The sequence below is a fragment of the Caenimonas sedimenti genome, from assembly GCF_007833165.1.
In the GTDB taxonomy this organism is placed as follows: domain Bacteria; phylum Pseudomonadota; class Gammaproteobacteria; order Burkholderiales; family Burkholderiaceae_C; genus Ramlibacter; species Ramlibacter sedimenti.
Window position 1 is genome coordinate 128,873 of sequence record NZ_VOBQ01000001.1, and the last position, 14,078, is coordinate 142,950.

Consider the following 14,078-nt stretch of genomic DNA (forward strand, 5'->3'; position numbering starts at 1 on the left):
CCAATTCAAGAAGGATCGACAACATGCTGTTCCCCACCACCATCGTCGGCAGCTTCCCGCAGCCCGAATGGCTGATCGACCGCGCCAAGCTGGCCGGGCGTTTCCCGCCGCGCGTGCGCGCGAAGGAGCTCTGGCGCCTGCAGGAGCCTTACCTCGCGCAGGCGCAGGACGACGCGACCCTGCTGGCCATCCGCGCGCAGGAGGAAGCCGGCCTCGACATCGTGTCCGACGGCGAGATCCGCCGCGAGAGCTATTCAAACCGCTTCGCCACCGCGCTCGAAGGCGTGGACCTGGACAACCCCGGCACCGCGCTCGACCGCTCGGGTCACCCGAACCCGGTGCCGCGCATCAGTGGGAAGATCCGCCGCAAGCATGCTGTGGAAGTGGAAGACCTGCTGTTCCTCAAGCGGCATACGAAGCGCATGACCAAGATCACGGTGCCCGGCCCGTTCACCATGCTGCAGCAGGCGCAGAACGACTTCTACAAGAGCGAAGAAGAAGCCGCGATGGACTACGCGGAGGCCGTCAATGCCGAGATCAAGGACTTGTTCGCGGCCGGTGCCGACGTGGTGCAGATCGACGAGCCCTACATGCAGGCGCGTCCCGAGAAGGCGCGCCAGTACGGCCTGGCCGCGCTGAACCGCGCGCTCGAAGGCGTGCAAGGCACGACCGCCGTGCACATCTGCTTCGGCTACGCCGCCGTCATCCACGCGCGGCCCAGCGGCTATTCCTTCCTGCCGGAGCTGGCGGGTTGCAAGTGCGGGCAGGTCTCCATCGAGACGGCGCAGTCGAACCTGGACACGAAGGTGCTGGAGGAGCTGGGCGGCAAGCAGATCATGGTGGGCTGCCTGGATCTTTCGGACATGAACATCGAGACGCCCGAGGTGGTGGCCGGACGCATCCGCAAGGCGCTGAAGCACGTGAAGCCGGAGCAGGTGATCCTGGCGCCGGACTGCGGCATGAAGTACCTGCCGCGTGAAGTGGCGCAGGGGAAGTTGGCGTCCATGGTCAAGGCCGCACAGATGCTGCGAGGCGAATACCAATGACGCACCTGCTCCGTCGCACCTTGCTGCTGGCCGCGTTGGCCTGGCCGGCGCTCGCGCCGGCCCAGGACGGCACCGTCAGGCTCGTCGTCCCCTTCGGCGCCGGCACCACCACCGACATCGTGAGCCGCGTGTTCGCGGAAGCATTGGCGAAGCAGCTGGCGCAGACCGTCGTCGTCGAAAACCGCGCCGGTGCCGGCGGCTCCACCGGATCCGACCTAGTGGCCAAGTCGGCACCCGACGGCCGCACCATCGTCATGGGCACCGTGGGCACGCATGCGATCAACGCCTCGTTGTTTCGCAAGCTGCCCTATGACCCGATGAAGGATTTCGCGCCGCTGGCGCTGGTGGGGTTCACGCCGACCTTGCTGGTGGTCGCCGCGGACTCGCCGGCGAAGACGCTCAAGGACCTGGCCGCGCTGGCGGCGCGGCCCGAAGGGATCTCCTTCGCTTCCGCCGGCAACGGCACCTCGGGTCATCTGGCCGGTGAGATGCTGGCGCAGCGCCTCGGCGGCAAGATGGTCCACGCGCCGTTCAAGGAGGGCGCGATGGCCCTGACCGCCGTGATGGGCAAGCAGGTGGACTTCATGTTCTATCACCCGGCCGCGACCGTGCCGCAGATCAAGGCGGGCAAGCTGCGCGCGCTGGGTGCCAGCAGCGCGCAGCGCAGCGCCGCCGCGTCCGACGTACCGACGCTGCTGGAGCAAGGCGTGAAGGACTTCGACCTGGTCGCCTGGTTCATGCTCTATGCGCCGGCGGCCACACCTCCGGCGGCGCTGGCGCGACTGCGCACCGCGTCCGCAGCGGCGCTGGTACAGCCCGACGTGATGGCCAAGCTGCGTGAGCAGGGCATCGAGCAGCGTGCGTTGCGCAGCGAAGAACTGGCACCGTTCAACAAGGCCGAAATCGACAAGTGGGCGGAGCTGGTCAAGCGTTCGGGTGCCCAGGTCGACTGACACGCGCGACAATCGCCAAAGGAGACGCCCCATGACCCACACGACATCCCGCCGCGCCTGGCTGGCCCTGGCACTCGCCGCAAGCTGCGGCACCGCCGCGGCGCAGGGCTTTCCTGCGCGCCCCATCACGCTGGTGGTGCCGAATCCGCCGGGCGGCCTGGTCGATGGCTCGGCGCGACTGCTGAGCGACCCGCTCGGCCGCGCGCTGAACGGCAGCGTCGTCATCGACAACCGCGCCGGCGGCAGCGGCAACGTGGCGTACAGCCATGTCGCGCGGGCTCCGGCGGACGGCTACACGCTGCTGGTTTCGTATTCGGCGTACCACGTGGGCAACCCCTCGCTTTCGCCGAAGCTGCCGTGGGCGCAGAAGGATTTCGTGCCGGTGGCCATGATCACCGTCGCCACCAACGTGATCGCGGTGCACCCTTCCGTGCCGGCGCAGAACCTGAAGGATTTCATCGCGTACACCAAGACCAATCCCGGCAAGCTGAGCTATGCCTCGCAGGGCAGCGGTTCGCTCTCGCACATCGGCACCGAGATGTTCAAGATGCAGACCGGCACGCGCATCGTCCACATCCCCTATCGCGGCTCCGGCCCGGCCATCCAGGACGTGCTCACCGGCCAGGTGCAGCTGTTCATCACCACGCCGCCTTCGGTGATGGGCCACGTGCAGGCCGGCAAGCTGAAAGGCCTGGCGGTCGCCGCGAAGACGCGCCATCCGGCGATGCCCGACGTGCCGACCACCGCCGAGGCCGGACTGCCCGGCTTCGAGCTCGAAGCCTGGGTGAGCATCTTCGCGCCCGCGGGCACGCCGCCCGACGTGGTGGCCAGGCTGTCGGCGGCCATCAAGCAGGCGATGGAGCAGCCGGAAACCCGCACGCGTGCCACCACGGCGGGCATCGACATCCGCTACCGCGGTGCTTCCGACCTCGATGCGCAGGTGAAGCAGGAGACCGAGTTCTGGGCGAAGACGATCAAGGCCGCGGGCATCACGGCGGAATGAGCAAGGGCTTCCGTCAGGTCGAAATCCCGGCCGCAGACGGCCAGCCCATCCCGGTGTTGAGCTGGTTGCCGGAGGCCTCCGTGCGCGGCGTGGTGCAGGTCGCGCACGGCATGGGCGAGCATGCGGCACGCTACGGGCGCCTGGCGGAAGCACTCACTGCCGCCGGCTTCGCCGTCTATGCGAACAACCATCGGGGCCATGGCGAAGCGGCGCGGGTCGAGAGCCAGCGCGGCAACTTCGGCGCGGCCGGTTTCCCCGACATCGTGCGCGACATGCTCAGCGTGACCGAGTTCGCGAGCGTGCAGCACCCGGGCTTGGCCATCACCCTGTTCGGCCACAGCATGGGTTCCTTCGCGGCGCAGGTGTACGCACTGGACCACTCCGCCCGCATCGCCGCGCTGGCCTTGTCCGGCACAGCCGCGACCGACTTGTTGATGGCCGTGCGCGGCCCGCAACGCAAGCTGGAGGACTATGCGGGCACCGCGCCGGCGCGCACGCCCTTCGACTGGTTGAGCCGGGACGACGCCGAGGTGGACAAGTACATCGCCGATCCGCTGTGCGGCTTCTCGCTGACGAAGGCGTCGCGCGCGTCGATGGTCGAGGCGTGCGCGCGCACGGCATTGCCTGGCGCCTTCGGCGCGCTGCGTCCCGAACTGCCGGTGTACCTGTTCACGGGAGACCAGGACCCCGTCAACAACAAGCTGGAGTGGTTCCACCCGCTGGTGGAGCGCCTGCGCGCGGCGGGCTTGCGTGACGTGACGACGCGCATGTATCCGGGCGCGCGCCATGAGGTGCTCAACGAAATCAACCGCGACGAAGTGACGGCCGATTTTCTCGTCTGGCTGGGGCGCGTCGCATGAGCGGGGCGGGCGAAATGAAGATCGCCGTTTCAGATGGCGTTGAAGTCTCGGGCGTGCTCGATGCGCCCGCATCCCCTTGGGCCTGCTATGTGTTCGCGCACGGAGCGGGCGCGGGCATGCGCCACACCTTCATGCAGTCCATGGCCGAGGGCTTTGCCGAGCGAGGCATTGCCTGCCTGCGCTTCCAGTTTCCCTTCATGGAGCAGGGCTCCAAGCGCACCGATCCGCCTGTCGTTGCGCAGGCCGCCGTGCGTGCCGCGGCCGCGGAAGCGGCGCGCCGGCTGCCGGGAGTGCCGCTCTTCGCCGGCGGCAAGTCCTTCGGCGCGCGAATGACGTCTCAGGCACAGGCCGCCGATGCGCTCGCAGGCGTGCGCGGCCTGGTGTTCGTCGGCTTCCCGCTGCACCCGGCGGGGAAGCCCGGTGTCGAGCGGGCGAAGCATCTCGCGAATGTGGAACTGCCCATGCTGTTCCTGCAGGGCACGCGCGATGAACTCGCCGACCTGGGGTTGGTGCGCGACACGGTGGCGACGCTCGGCGCCTGGCCCACCCTGCACGTCGTGGATGCCGCGGATCACTCGTTTCACGTGCTGGTGCGTTCCGGCCGCAACGACGCGCAGGTGCGTGAGGAGCTGCTGGAGACGGCGGCCCGCTGGATGAAGCAGCTGGCCTAGGCGCAGCGCCTCAGATCACGCGCCGCGGCGCCGCCGTCGCCACATCACCGCTGTTCGGCGTCCCGGTCGGCTCGATCAGCAGCAGGTGCGCTTCCTCCACAGCGCGCGGCCGGTGCTGCATGCCGCGCGGCACCACATGCATCTGGCCGGGGCCGAGACGCACACAGCGCCGAAGGAGGCGAGTTTCTCGTGCAGGTCGATGGGTTGTTGCATGTTCATGGTCCAGCTTTGACGGTCATCGTTCGGCGGGCGGGACGCCGCCGACGCGTGCCACCAGCTCTCCGAACTTCTCAGCCTGCACCGGCTTGTGCTTGCGAGTGTCGGTGGCCGGATACTTGCCGAGGAATGCCCCGGTCCAATCCCGTGCCGGCCGGATGGGCCGAGGCACGAATCCGCCACCGCAGTTGGGGCACACGTTGCCCAACACGCTTTCGACGCACGAAGCGCAGAAGGTGCATTCGAAGCTGCAGATGCGGGCGTCGGGCGACGCCGGCGGCAGGTCGCGGGCGCAGTGTTCGCAGATGGGGCGCAGTTCGAGCATGAGCGGGTCTCCTTGACTCGCCATTGTCTCCGCGAACGGCTGCGCCCTCACCCCGGCCCTCTCCCGGAGGGAGAGGGAGGAGGTCCGGGGAGGGGTTAAGCGGCCGTGGTCACACGGATCCCGCGAATCTGCCCCGCCTCGCGAGTCACCGCCGGCCGCGGATACGTCGCCGGATCGAAGCGGTGCAGCAGCTCCGCCTCCCGTGCCCGCGCGACCGCCACGTTCGCGAGCTTCACATGGCCGAAGCCGCGCATCGACAGCGGCAGCGCGGCGATGTCCGTCGCGGCTTTCAGGCGTTCCGCGGTGAGTGAAGGCAGCAGCAACTCGATGCGCTGGCGGTACTGCGCGACCAGTTCGCGTTCCATCCGCCGCTCCGCCGTGCGCCCGAAGAAGTCCAGCGCCGTGCCGCGCAGCCGGCGGCCTTGCGCCAGCAGCTTCATCGCCGGCAGCATCCAGCCGCCCAGGCGCACCTTGCGCGGCGCCTCGCCATGCTTCGCGCGGCTCAGCACCGGCGGCGCCATGTAGAACTCCAGCGCGATGTCGCCTTCGAACTGCTGCTTCAACGTGCGCTGGAACTCGCCGTCGGTGTACAGGCGCGCGACTTCGTACTCGTCCTTGTAAGCCATGAGCTTCAGCAGGCTCTGCGCGACCGCGCGGGTGAAGGGCAGGGTGGCGTCCGCGCCCAATGCGGCTTCACGTTCCCGCACCTGCGCGATGAAGCGGGCGAATTGCTGCGCGTAGCCGGCGTCCTGGTAGCCGGTGAGATGCGCGACCCCGCGCGCGACGAGCCCATCCAGGGACTCGGTTGCGGTGGTCTTCGCGGGAGTCTCCGCCAGGAACTCCGCAATCGCCTCCGGAAGCGCCGCCGACAAGCGCCCCAGCGAGAAGGCGAGCTTGTTGGTCTCCACCACAACGCCGTTCAGCTCGATGGCGCGCAGCAGGGCCTCCAGGCTGAGCGGCACCAGGCCGCGCTGCCAGGCCGAGCCCAGCGCGACGATGTTGGAGAAGATCGAGTCACCCAGGAAGCTCTCGGCCAGGGCCTGCGCGTCCAGCGTCTCGACGCGCTCGGCGCCCGCGGCGAAGCGCAGCTTCTCCAGCAGCTGCGGCACCTTGAGCGACGCATCCGGATTGCGCAGGCTCTCGGCCACCGGCACTTCGTGCGTGTTGGCCAGGATGCGCGTGCGGCCATGGCGCACCGTCACCAGGGCGTCGGCCGAAGCGCCCACCACGAGGTCGCAGGCCAGGATGGCATCGGCCTGCTGGGTGTCGATGCGCACCTGGTTCAGGCGGGCGGGCACGTCGGCCAGCCGCACGAAACTGAGCACCGAGCCGCCCTTCTGCGCGAAGCCCATGAAGTCGAGCACGCTGGCACTCTTGCCTTCCAGGTGCGCGGCCATGGCGATCAGGGCGCCCACGGTCACGACGCCGGTGCCGCCGACGCCGGTGACGAGCAGGTCATAGGGGGCGGTCCAGGTGTGGGGGGTGGGGCGGGGGAGGGCGTTGACGCGGTCGGCGAAGTCGTCGCCGCGCGAGCGCCCCTCACCCCTGCCCTCTCCCCGGAGGGGAGAGGGAGTGAGGGCCCCCGTCTTCTTGCGCAGCTTGCCGCCGGAAACGCCCACGAAGCTGGGGCAGAAGCCCTTCGCGCAGGAATAGTCCTTGTTGCAGCTGCTCTGGTCGATCTTGCGCTTGCGGCCCAGCGGCGTTTCGGTGGGCAGCACGGCCACGCAGTTGCTCTGCACGCTGCAGTCGCCGCAGCCTTCGCACACCCGGTCGTTGATGAAGAGGCGCTTGTCCGGGTCGATCAGCTCGCCCTTCTTGCGCCGGCGGCGCTTCTCGGCGGCGCAGGTCTGTTCGTAGATCAGCACTGTCACGCCCGGCATCTCGCGGAGTCGCCGTTGTACCGCGTCGAGCTCGGCGCGGTCATGGAATTCGGTGCCCGCTGGGAAGCGATCGTGGATCGCGTCGTACTTGCGGATGTCGTCGGACAGCACCACGACCTGCTTCACGCCTTCGGCTTCGACCTGGCGCGCGATGCCGTCCACGCTGATGATTCCGTCGACCGGCTGGCCGCCGGTCATGGCCACGGCGTCGTTGAAGAGGATCTTGTAGGTGAGCGTGGCCTTGGCCGCCACGGCCTGGCGGATCGCGAGGTAGCCCGAGTGGTAATAGGTGCCGTCCCCCAGGTTCTGGAACACGTGCGGGATCTTGGTGAACATCGCGTGCGACACCCAGTCGACGCCTTCGCCACCCATCTGGATCAGGCCTTCGGTGTCGCGGTCCATCCAGCTCGCCATGAAGTGGCAGCCGATGCCGGCCTGCGCGTGCGAGCCTTCCGGCACCTTGGTCGAGGTGTTGTGCGGGCAGCCGGCGCAGAAGTAGGGCACGCGCTTGACGCTGTCACTTTCGTTGGCCAGCAGCTCGGGCGGCGTGAAGTCGCGCACGAAACTGCGGCGGTCCAGGTCGGCGAAGTGGCCGACCAGCCAGTTGGCGACGATGGAGATCAGGCGCGAAGGCCGCAGCTCCCCGAGTTCGGACACCAGGGGCGCTCCCTTCACGTCGCGCTTGCCGACGACGGCCGGCCGCACCGGGGCGTTGTAGAACATGGAGCGCAGTTGCTCCTCGACCACCGGGCCCTTCTCCTCGATGACCAGGATCTCCTTGAGCCCGCGTGCGAATTCCTGCATGCGCGTCGGCTCGATCGGGAAGGTCAGCCCCAGCTTGTAGATGCGTACGCCATGCGCCGCCAGCGAATCGGGCGAGATGTTCAGGCGCCGCAGCACCTCCATGAAGTCGTAATGCGCCTTGCCGGCGGTGACGATCCCCACCGTGGCACTGTCGCTGGTCACGATGTGGCGGTCGATGCTGTTCACGCGAGCGAAGGCACGGACCGCGTCCAGCTTGGCATGCAGGCGCTGCTCGATGGAAAGCGACGGCAGGTCGGGCCAGCGGTAGTGCAGGCCGCCGGCTGGCGGCTCGTAGCCGGTGACCGCGCGCACGGTCGCCGCGTCCTGCCAGGCCGCGACGCGCGCGTTCACCAGGTCGAGATCGACGGTCGATCCGCTCTCCACGATCTCCGACAGCGCGGTGAAGCCCACCCAGTTGCCGGAGAAGCGCGACAGTGCCCAGCCATACAAGCCGAACTCCAGGTACTCGGCGACGCTGGCCGGCGAGACGATGGGTGCATGCCACGACTGGAAGGCCTGGTCGCTCTGGTGCGGCATCGAGGAGGAGACGCAGCCGTGGTCGTCGCCCGCCACCATCAGCACGCCGCCGTGCGGCGACGCGCCGTAGGCGTTGCCGTGCTTGAGCGCGTCGCCCGCGCGGTCCACGCCGGGGCCCTTGCCGTACCACATGGCGAAGACGCCCTTGCAGGTCTTCTCGGGATCGGCTTCCACGCGCTGCGTGCCCAGGACCGCCGTCGCGCCCAGCTCCTCATTGATGGCGGGCAGGAAGCGCAGCCCCGCCTCGTCGAACTTCTTGCCGGCCTTCCACACCTGCTGGTCCACCATGCCCAGCGGCGAGCCGCGGTAGCCGCTGATGAAACCGCGCGTGTCGAGCCCGGCCGCGGCATCGCGCTGGCGCTGCATCAGCATCAGCCGGATGAGGGCCTGCGTGCCGGTGAGGAACACGGCGCCGGCGGGGGCCCAGAGGTTGTCGGCGAGCTTGTAGTCGGGGCGGGCGAGGGTGTCGGCAACGGTCACAGCGGGTCCTTGTCGGGCTGTGATTCCTGCGGAGGCAGGAATCCAGGAGATGCCGGCAAGGATAGGTGCCGCCGGAGGAAATTTGTTTCTCTTTCTCCTCGATGAGCCGATTCTGGGAGAACAATGTTCTCGATTCTGGTAGAAATCAGGAATGAACGACCTCGACCGCCACGACGTCCTCCTCCTCACCGAGCTGCAGCGCGACTCCCGCCAGACCGTGCAGCAGCTCGCCACCGCCGCCGGCCTGTCCAGTACGCCCTGCTGGAAGCGGGTGAAGGAACTGGAAGCGCGCGGTGTCATCCGCGGCTACACGGCCCTGGTCGACCGCGAGCAGGTGGGACTGACGCTGTGCGTCCTCGCCGAGGTGAACCTCACCCGCCACAACGAGGACGAGGTGCGCCGCTTCGAGCGCGAGGTGGCTGCCTGCCCGCAGATCGTCAGCTGCTACTCCACCACGGGCCAGGCCGATTACGTGATCAAGGTGCTGGTGCCGGACATCAAGGCCTACGAGACCTTCCTGCACGAGACCGCGTTCAAGTTGCCGGGCGTGACGCACGTGCGGTCGAGCGTCGTGCTGAAGGAGGTGAAGGCGGAGACGCGGTTGCCGCTGGCGGCGCCGGCGAAGGCGAAGGTGGGGAGGAAGGCGCGCTGACCTGGCTGGCCGTTCACTTCGCCTGGCGGCACTCCACGGCGCTCACGTTGCCTTTGCCGTCGAACTTGAAAGCCAGTTCACCGGCTCGTGCTCCAGTGGCCTGGCCGCCGGCGATCGGGTAGCGCAGGGCGTTGTCGCTCGAGCTTTGCGGCGGTTGGCCGAGCTCGATGATCACGCGGCCCACGGGGAGCCCGGCCAAGGTGCTCAGGTTCGCCGGACAGCGCGCGCGGCTCGCCGCCGCCGGATTGGCACGGACATCGGACAAGGTCTTGGCCAACTCCGCCAGGAGCGCCGACGGGTCGGCCGGTTGACCGACGGATACGCCACAGGCCAACGCAAGCGCCGAAGCCACGACGAGATGCTTCAGCATGCTTCAAATCCTTCCAGCACATTCGCCACATTCACTCCCAGTTCCCGTGCAGCATAGCCGCCTTCCGTGACGAACACCGTGGGCAGCCCTGCAGCTGCCAGCGCCTCGCCCATCCGCAGGTAGTCCGCACTCGTCAACTTGAAACTGGAAATCGGATCGCCCTCGAACGTATCCAGGCCGAGTGCCACCACCAGTGCCTCGGCGCCGCCCTCCGAAATCCGCCGCAACGCCGCGTCCAGCGCTTCCTTCCACACGGCAAAGGCCGTTCCCCCCGGCATGGGCAGGTTCAAGTTCCACCCGGCCCCAGCGCCCGCCCCGGTCTCATCCGCATACCCCAGGTAGAACGGGTACTCCGTCATCGGATCCCCGTGCAGCGACACCGTCAGCACGTCGGCCCGCTCATAGAAGATGCTCTGCGTCCCGTTCCCGTGGTGGTAGTCCACATCCAGCACGGCGACGCGCTTCGCCCCCGCGTCCAGCAACGCCTGCGCCGCGATCGCCGAGTTGTTCAGGAAGCAGTAGCCGCCGTAGAAATCCGCACCCGCATGGTGCCCCGGCGGGCGTGTCAGAGCCATCGCGGCGCGGCGCCCGCCGCTGGAGGAACGGGCGACAGCGCGCGCTGCGTCGATCGCACAGGCGGCTCCTGACTGGGCGGCAGCCCAGGTCCCGGCCATCAAGGGTGACCCCGTGTCGAACGAATAACGTCCCACTCTCGCGGCAAAATTGGTGGGCAGGACGTCCGTGCGAAAACTGCGCACCGGCGCGATCGATGGCAGCACGTCGAGTTCGGCGTTCGCCGGGTCCAACGCCACCCATTCGCTCCAGGCATTCGTCAGGAAGTCGAGGTAAGGCGTCGTATGGATGCGCCGCACCACCGCCATGTCCGCTTCGCCCGGGGCCTGCAGTTCGTGCTGGCGGCGCGCCCGGAGTTCCTCCAGGATGAACTCCAGCCGGTCCGGCTGCTCGTGGCAGGGGACGAGCCGGCCGCGGAACATCTCCTGGCGGCCGCGGTGCAGGCTGTGCAGGGGATTGTGGATGATCAGCATGACGGCATCGTACCGGCACGCGCCCCAGTGCTGTACTACGATGCGCCAACCATGCCCGCCGGCGACGACTTCTCCTCGCTCTTCGAACTGCTGACCATCGGCGCCTACCGCACCGATGCGCAGAGCCGCCAGTTCCGGGCGAACCGGGCGATGGTGCGCATCTTCGGCTTCGAGAGCGAGGCCGAGATGCTGGCGCATCCCCGATCGCGGATGCAGGGCTGGTACGCCGACCCCAATCGCCGGCAGGCCTTCCGCGATTTGCTGGAAGCGCAAGGCTCCGTGCGCGACTTCGTCTCGGAGATGCGCCGTCACGACACCGGCGAAGCGTTCTGGATCAGCGAGAACGCGCACCTGGTGCGCGACGCGGAGGGCCGCGTGCTCTATCACGAGGGCACGGTGGAGGACATCACCGAGCGCAAGCGCGCCGCGGAGTCGCTGCAGCTCACGCTGGACAACGCCGGCCGCGGCATCGTGCGGCTGGACGCTGCCGGCCGCATCGTGCTGTACAACCGGCACTTCCAGGAACTGCTGGACATCCCGGAAGACTGGCTCGCCGGCGAACCCGCCATGGTCGACATCATCCGAAAGCAGAAGCAGCGCGGGGATTTCGGCCCGGACAACCAGTTGCTGTACGACAAGGGGTTTTCGGTGGAGACGGCCGGCTCGATCCGGCACATGCTGGACGGCGCGCGCACCTACCTGCGCCGCACGCTGACCGGCAAGGCCATCGAGGTGACGACGCAGCCGCTGCCCGATGGTGGAGTCGTGCGCACCTATTCCGACGTCACCGAATACGTGAACGTGCAGGAAGCCCTGGCGCGCAAGTCGCAGGACCTGCAGATCACCCTGGACAGCATGGCGCAGGGCATCTGCACGATGAACGCGGCAGGGCGCGCCATCATGTCGAACCGCCGCTACGGCGAGCTGCTCGGCTTCTCCGAGGAGCTGATGGCCAGCCAGCCGACCATGGAGCAGCTGGTGCGCCTGCAGATCGACCGGGGCGACTTCGGCGAGGACTTCAAGTTCGTCGACGCCGTGGCGCGGGGCTACGTGGCCGAGGGCGACAAGGTGCCGGCGATCCAGGGGCCCGAGGTCTACATGCGCAAGACCACCGACGGCCGCACGCTGGAGGTGCTGACGCGGCCGCTGCCCGATGGCGGCGTGGTTCGCACCTTCACCGACATGACGGCCTACGTGCGGGCGCAGGAGACGCTGGCCGAGAAGGAGGCGCAGCTCAGCACCCTCATCGACAACATCCCGGACTGGGTCTGGCTGCAGGACGCCAAGGGTGTGTACCTCCTGTCGAACCCGGCTTACCAGCGCCACCACGGCTTCACCGGCGACGAAGTCCGTGGCAAGACGCCGGAGCTGCTCTTCGGGCCGGAGGTTGGCGCCAGGTACCGCGCATCGGACGAACAGGCGATGCAGGCGACCGAGCCGCTGGTCTACGAGGACGCGCGGCGTGACGCCGCGACTGGCGAGATGCAGTACTTCGAGCTGGTCAAGGTCGGCATGCGCGACGAAAAGGGCCGCGCCATCGGCATGCTGGGCATCGCGCGCGACATCACGTCGCGCAAGGCGGCGGAGGCCGCCCTGATCGCCGCCAGGGATGCCGCCGAAGCCGGCGAGCGCGCCAAGGCGGAGTTCCTGGCGAACATGAGCCATGAGATCCGCACGCCGATGAACGCGGTCATCGGCATGAGCGACCTGCTGCTCGACAGCCCGATGACGCCGCAGCAGCGCGAGTTCGCGGAGACCATCCGCACCAGCGGCGACGCGTTGCTCACCCTCATCAACGACATCCTCGACTTCTCGAAGATCGAGTCCGGGCATCTCGCGCTGGAGCACGTGCCGTTCGAGCTCGCAGACTGCGTCGAAGGTGCGCTCGACCTGAGCAGCGGCGCCGCGGCAGCCAAGGGGCTGGACCTGCTGTACTGGATCGACGACGAAGTGCCCCGCGCGATCGTGGGCGACGCCGCCCGCTTGCGCCAGGTGTTCGTCAACCTGATCAGCAATGCCGTCAAGTTCACGCAGCAGGGCGAGGTGGTGGTGACGCTGTCGCGCCGCGAGGGGCCGGAAGGGCAGCCGCTGCTGCACACGTCGGTGCGCGACACCGGCATCGGCATTCCGGCCGACCGGATGAACCGGCTGTTCCAGGTGTTCAGCCAGGTGGACGCGTCCACCACGCGCAAGTTCGGCGGCACGGGGCTCGGCCTTGCCATCTGCCGCCGCCTGGTGACGCTGATGGGCGGCCGCATCTGGGTCGAGTCGCGTGCGGGCGAGGGCGCGGACTTCCAGTTCGAACTGCCGTGCATCACCGCACCTGGCCGCCCGAACCGTTACGTCAGCCGGCGCCCCGCCAACCTGGCCGCGCGCCGCCTGCTGATCGTCGACGACAACGCGGCGAACCGCCACATCCTCACGCTGCAGACGCGGCGCTGGGGCATGCAGTCGCAGGCGGCCGCGAGCGGCGCCCAGGCGCTGGAGTGGATCGACGCTGGCCAACCCTTCGACGCGGCCATCCTCGACGTGCAGATGCCGGACATGGACGGCTACACACTGGCCGCCGAACTGCGGCAGCGGCCGGCAACGGCGCGGCTGCCACTGCTGGTGCTCACCTCGGTCGGCGCCGTGCCGGCGCAACCGGGGCTGCAGCTGGCGCAGACCCTCAGCAAGCCGATCAAGTCGCAGACGCTGTTCGAAGCCTTGTCAGGCCTGTTCGCCACGACGCCGCCGCCGGTGGCGCCGACCGCCGCGCCGGCGGCCGACACGCGGCCGCGGCTGGCCCACGAGATCCCGCTGCACCTGCTGCTGGCCGAAGACAACGTGATGAACCAGCGCGTGGCCGCGTTGCTGCTGAACGGACTCGGCTACGAATTGCAGACGGTGGGTGACGGCCAAGCCGCGCTGGATGCGGTGGCCGCGGCCAACGCGCGAGGTGAACCGCTGGACGTGCTCTTCCTGGACGTGCAGATGCCGGTGCTCGACGGCCTGGCCGCGGCGCGTCAGCTTTGCGCGCTGTACCCGTCGCCGGTGGACCGCCCCTGGATCGTCGCCATGACCGCCAACGCCATGCAGGGCGACCGCGAGCAATGCCTGGCGGCGGGGATGGACGACTACCTGAGCAAGCCGATCCGCGCGCAGGCGGTGAGCGAAGCGTTGCGGCGGGCGGCGGCGGGCCTGGCTTCGCGCCGCGGCTCCTGACTTCCTCCCTCTCCCTCTGGGAGAGGGCCGG

Annotated in this window: 12 protein-coding genes; 7 read left to right on the forward strand and 5 right to left on the reverse strand. The window is 68.7% G+C overall.

Annotated elements, in window-relative coordinates; translation table 11 throughout:
• Positions 1–23 precede the first annotated feature (23 nt).
• From FN976_RS00685 to FN976_RS00705, 5 genes are read left to right on the forward strand one after another with little or no spacing between them, the layout of a single operon-like run.
• Positions 24–1,046 carry a uroporphyrinogen decarboxylase family protein gene (locus FN976_RS00685; RefSeq protein ID WP_145889941.1) on the forward strand — a complete coding sequence of 341 codons (1,023 nt, stop codon included), beginning with the start codon at positions 24–26 and terminating at the stop codon, positions 1,044–1,046.
• Complete coding sequence (locus tag FN976_RS00690) at positions 1,043–1,999, forward strand: Bug family tripartite tricarboxylate transporter substrate binding protein (RefSeq protein ID WP_145889944.1); 957 nt, start codon at positions 1,043–1,045, stop codon at positions 1,997–1,999. Before FN976_RS00685 ends, FN976_RS00690 begins: the two co-directional genes overlap by 4 nt.
• A gap of 31 nt (positions 2,000–2,030) precedes the next feature.
• Positions 2,031–3,002 carry a Bug family tripartite tricarboxylate transporter substrate binding protein gene (locus tag FN976_RS00695; protein ID WP_145889946.1) on the forward strand — a complete coding sequence of 324 codons (972 nt, stop codon included), beginning with the start codon at positions 2,031–2,033 and terminating at the stop codon, positions 3,000–3,002.
• Positions 2,999–3,862 carry an alpha/beta fold hydrolase gene (locus tag FN976_RS00700; RefSeq protein WP_145889948.1) on the forward strand — a complete coding sequence of 288 codons (864 nt, stop codon included), beginning with the start codon at positions 2,999–3,001 and terminating at the stop codon, positions 3,860–3,862. Before FN976_RS00695 ends, FN976_RS00700 begins: the two co-directional genes overlap by 4 nt.
• Before the next feature lie 14 nt (positions 3,863–3,876).
• Entirely contained in the window at positions 3,877–4,533 is a 657-nt protein-coding gene (locus FN976_RS00705; protein ID WP_255440016.1) for an alpha/beta hydrolase family protein, read from the forward strand.
• A 10-nt stretch (positions 4,534–4,543) separates the two neighbouring features.
• On the opposite strand, the gene FN976_RS00710 is transcribed toward FN976_RS00705, so the two are convergent.
• The 3 genes from FN976_RS00710 to FN976_RS00720 form a co-directional block, all read right to left on the reverse strand.
• Positions 4,544–4,696: a cupin domain-containing protein gene (locus tag FN976_RS00710; protein ID WP_255440017.1), complete on the reverse strand. Its 153-nt coding sequence runs from the start codon at positions 4,694–4,696 to the stop codon at positions 4,544–4,546.
• Positions 4,697–4,768: 72 nt separating this feature from the next.
• Positions 4,769–5,074 carry a DUF1272 domain-containing protein gene (locus tag FN976_RS00715; protein ID WP_145889952.1) on the reverse strand — a complete coding sequence of 102 codons (306 nt, stop codon included), beginning with the start codon at positions 5,072–5,074 and terminating at the stop codon, positions 4,769–4,771.
• A 95-nt stretch (positions 5,075–5,169) separates the two neighbouring features.
• Positions 5,170–8,799 (reverse strand): indolepyruvate ferredoxin oxidoreductase family protein, encoded by a 3,630-nt coding sequence (locus tag FN976_RS00720; RefSeq protein ID WP_432417836.1) that lies wholly within the window; start codon positions 8,797–8,799, stop codon positions 5,170–5,172.
• 127 nt (positions 8,800–8,926) lie between these two features.
• Here FN976_RS00720 and FN976_RS00725 point away from each other — a divergent pair, with 127 nt between their 5' ends.
• Positions 8,927–9,427: an Lrp/AsnC family transcriptional regulator gene (locus FN976_RS00725; protein ID WP_145889956.1), complete on the forward strand. Its 501-nt coding sequence runs from the start codon at positions 8,927–8,929 to the stop codon at positions 9,425–9,427.
• A gap of 13 nt (positions 9,428–9,440) precedes the next feature.
• Here the strand turns inward: FN976_RS00725 and FN976_RS00730 are convergent, their stop codons facing one another.
• Positions 9,441–9,797, reverse strand: a complete 357-nt coding sequence (locus tag FN976_RS00730) for a hypothetical protein (protein ID WP_145889958.1) — start codon at positions 9,795–9,797, stop codon at positions 9,441–9,443.
• Entirely contained in the window at positions 9,791–10,843 is a 1,053-nt protein-coding gene (locus FN976_RS00735) for a histone deacetylase family protein (RefSeq protein ID WP_145889960.1), read from the reverse strand. The genes FN976_RS00730 and FN976_RS00735 overlap by 7 nt, the downstream gene beginning before the upstream one ends.
• Before the next feature lie 51 nt (positions 10,844–10,894).
• On the opposite strand from FN976_RS00735, the gene FN976_RS00740 reads away from it, so the two are divergent.
• Entirely contained in the window at positions 10,895–14,047 is a 3,153-nt protein-coding gene (locus FN976_RS00740; RefSeq protein WP_145889962.1) for a PAS domain-containing hybrid sensor histidine kinase/response regulator, read from the forward strand.
• Positions 14,048–14,078 lie beyond the last annotated feature (31 nt).

Excerpts from the sequence above, each read along its gene's own strand:
- FN976_RS00685 (WP_145889941.1), top strand. The coding sequence starts at position 24 with ATGCTGTTCCCCACCACCATCGTCGGCAGCTTCCCGCAGCCCGAATGG.
- FN976_RS00690 (WP_145889944.1), top strand. The coding sequence starts at position 1,043 with ATGACGCACCTGCTCCGTCGCACCTTGCTGCTGGCCGCGTTGGCCTGG.
- FN976_RS00695 (WP_145889946.1), top strand. The coding sequence starts at position 2,031 with ATGACCCACACGACATCCCGCCGCGCCTGGCTGGCCCTGGCACTCGCC.
- FN976_RS00700 (WP_145889948.1), top strand. The coding sequence starts at position 2,999 with ATGAGCAAGGGCTTCCGTCAGGTCGAAATCCCGGCCGCAGACGGCCAG.
- FN976_RS00705 (WP_255440016.1), top strand. The coding sequence starts at position 3,877 with ATGAAGATCGCCGTTTCAGATGGCGTTGAAGTCTCGGGCGTGCTCGAT.
- FN976_RS00715 (WP_145889952.1), bottom strand. The coding sequence starts at position 5,074 with ATGCTCGAACTGCGCCCCATCTGCGAACACTGCGCCCGCGACCTGCCG.
- FN976_RS00725 (WP_145889956.1), top strand. The coding sequence starts at position 8,927 with ATGAACGACCTCGACCGCCACGACGTCCTCCTCCTCACCGAGCTGCAG.
- FN976_RS00730 (WP_145889958.1), bottom strand. The coding sequence starts at position 9,797 with ATGCTGAAGCATCTCGTCGTGGCTTCGGCGCTTGCGTTGGCCTGTGGC.
- FN976_RS00735 (WP_145889960.1), bottom strand. The coding sequence starts at position 10,843 with ATGCTGATCATCCACAATCCCCTGCACAGCCTGCACCGCGGCCGCCAG.
- FN976_RS00740 (WP_145889962.1), top strand. The coding sequence starts at position 10,895 with ATGCCCGCCGGCGACGACTTCTCCTCGCTCTTCGAACTGCTGACCATC.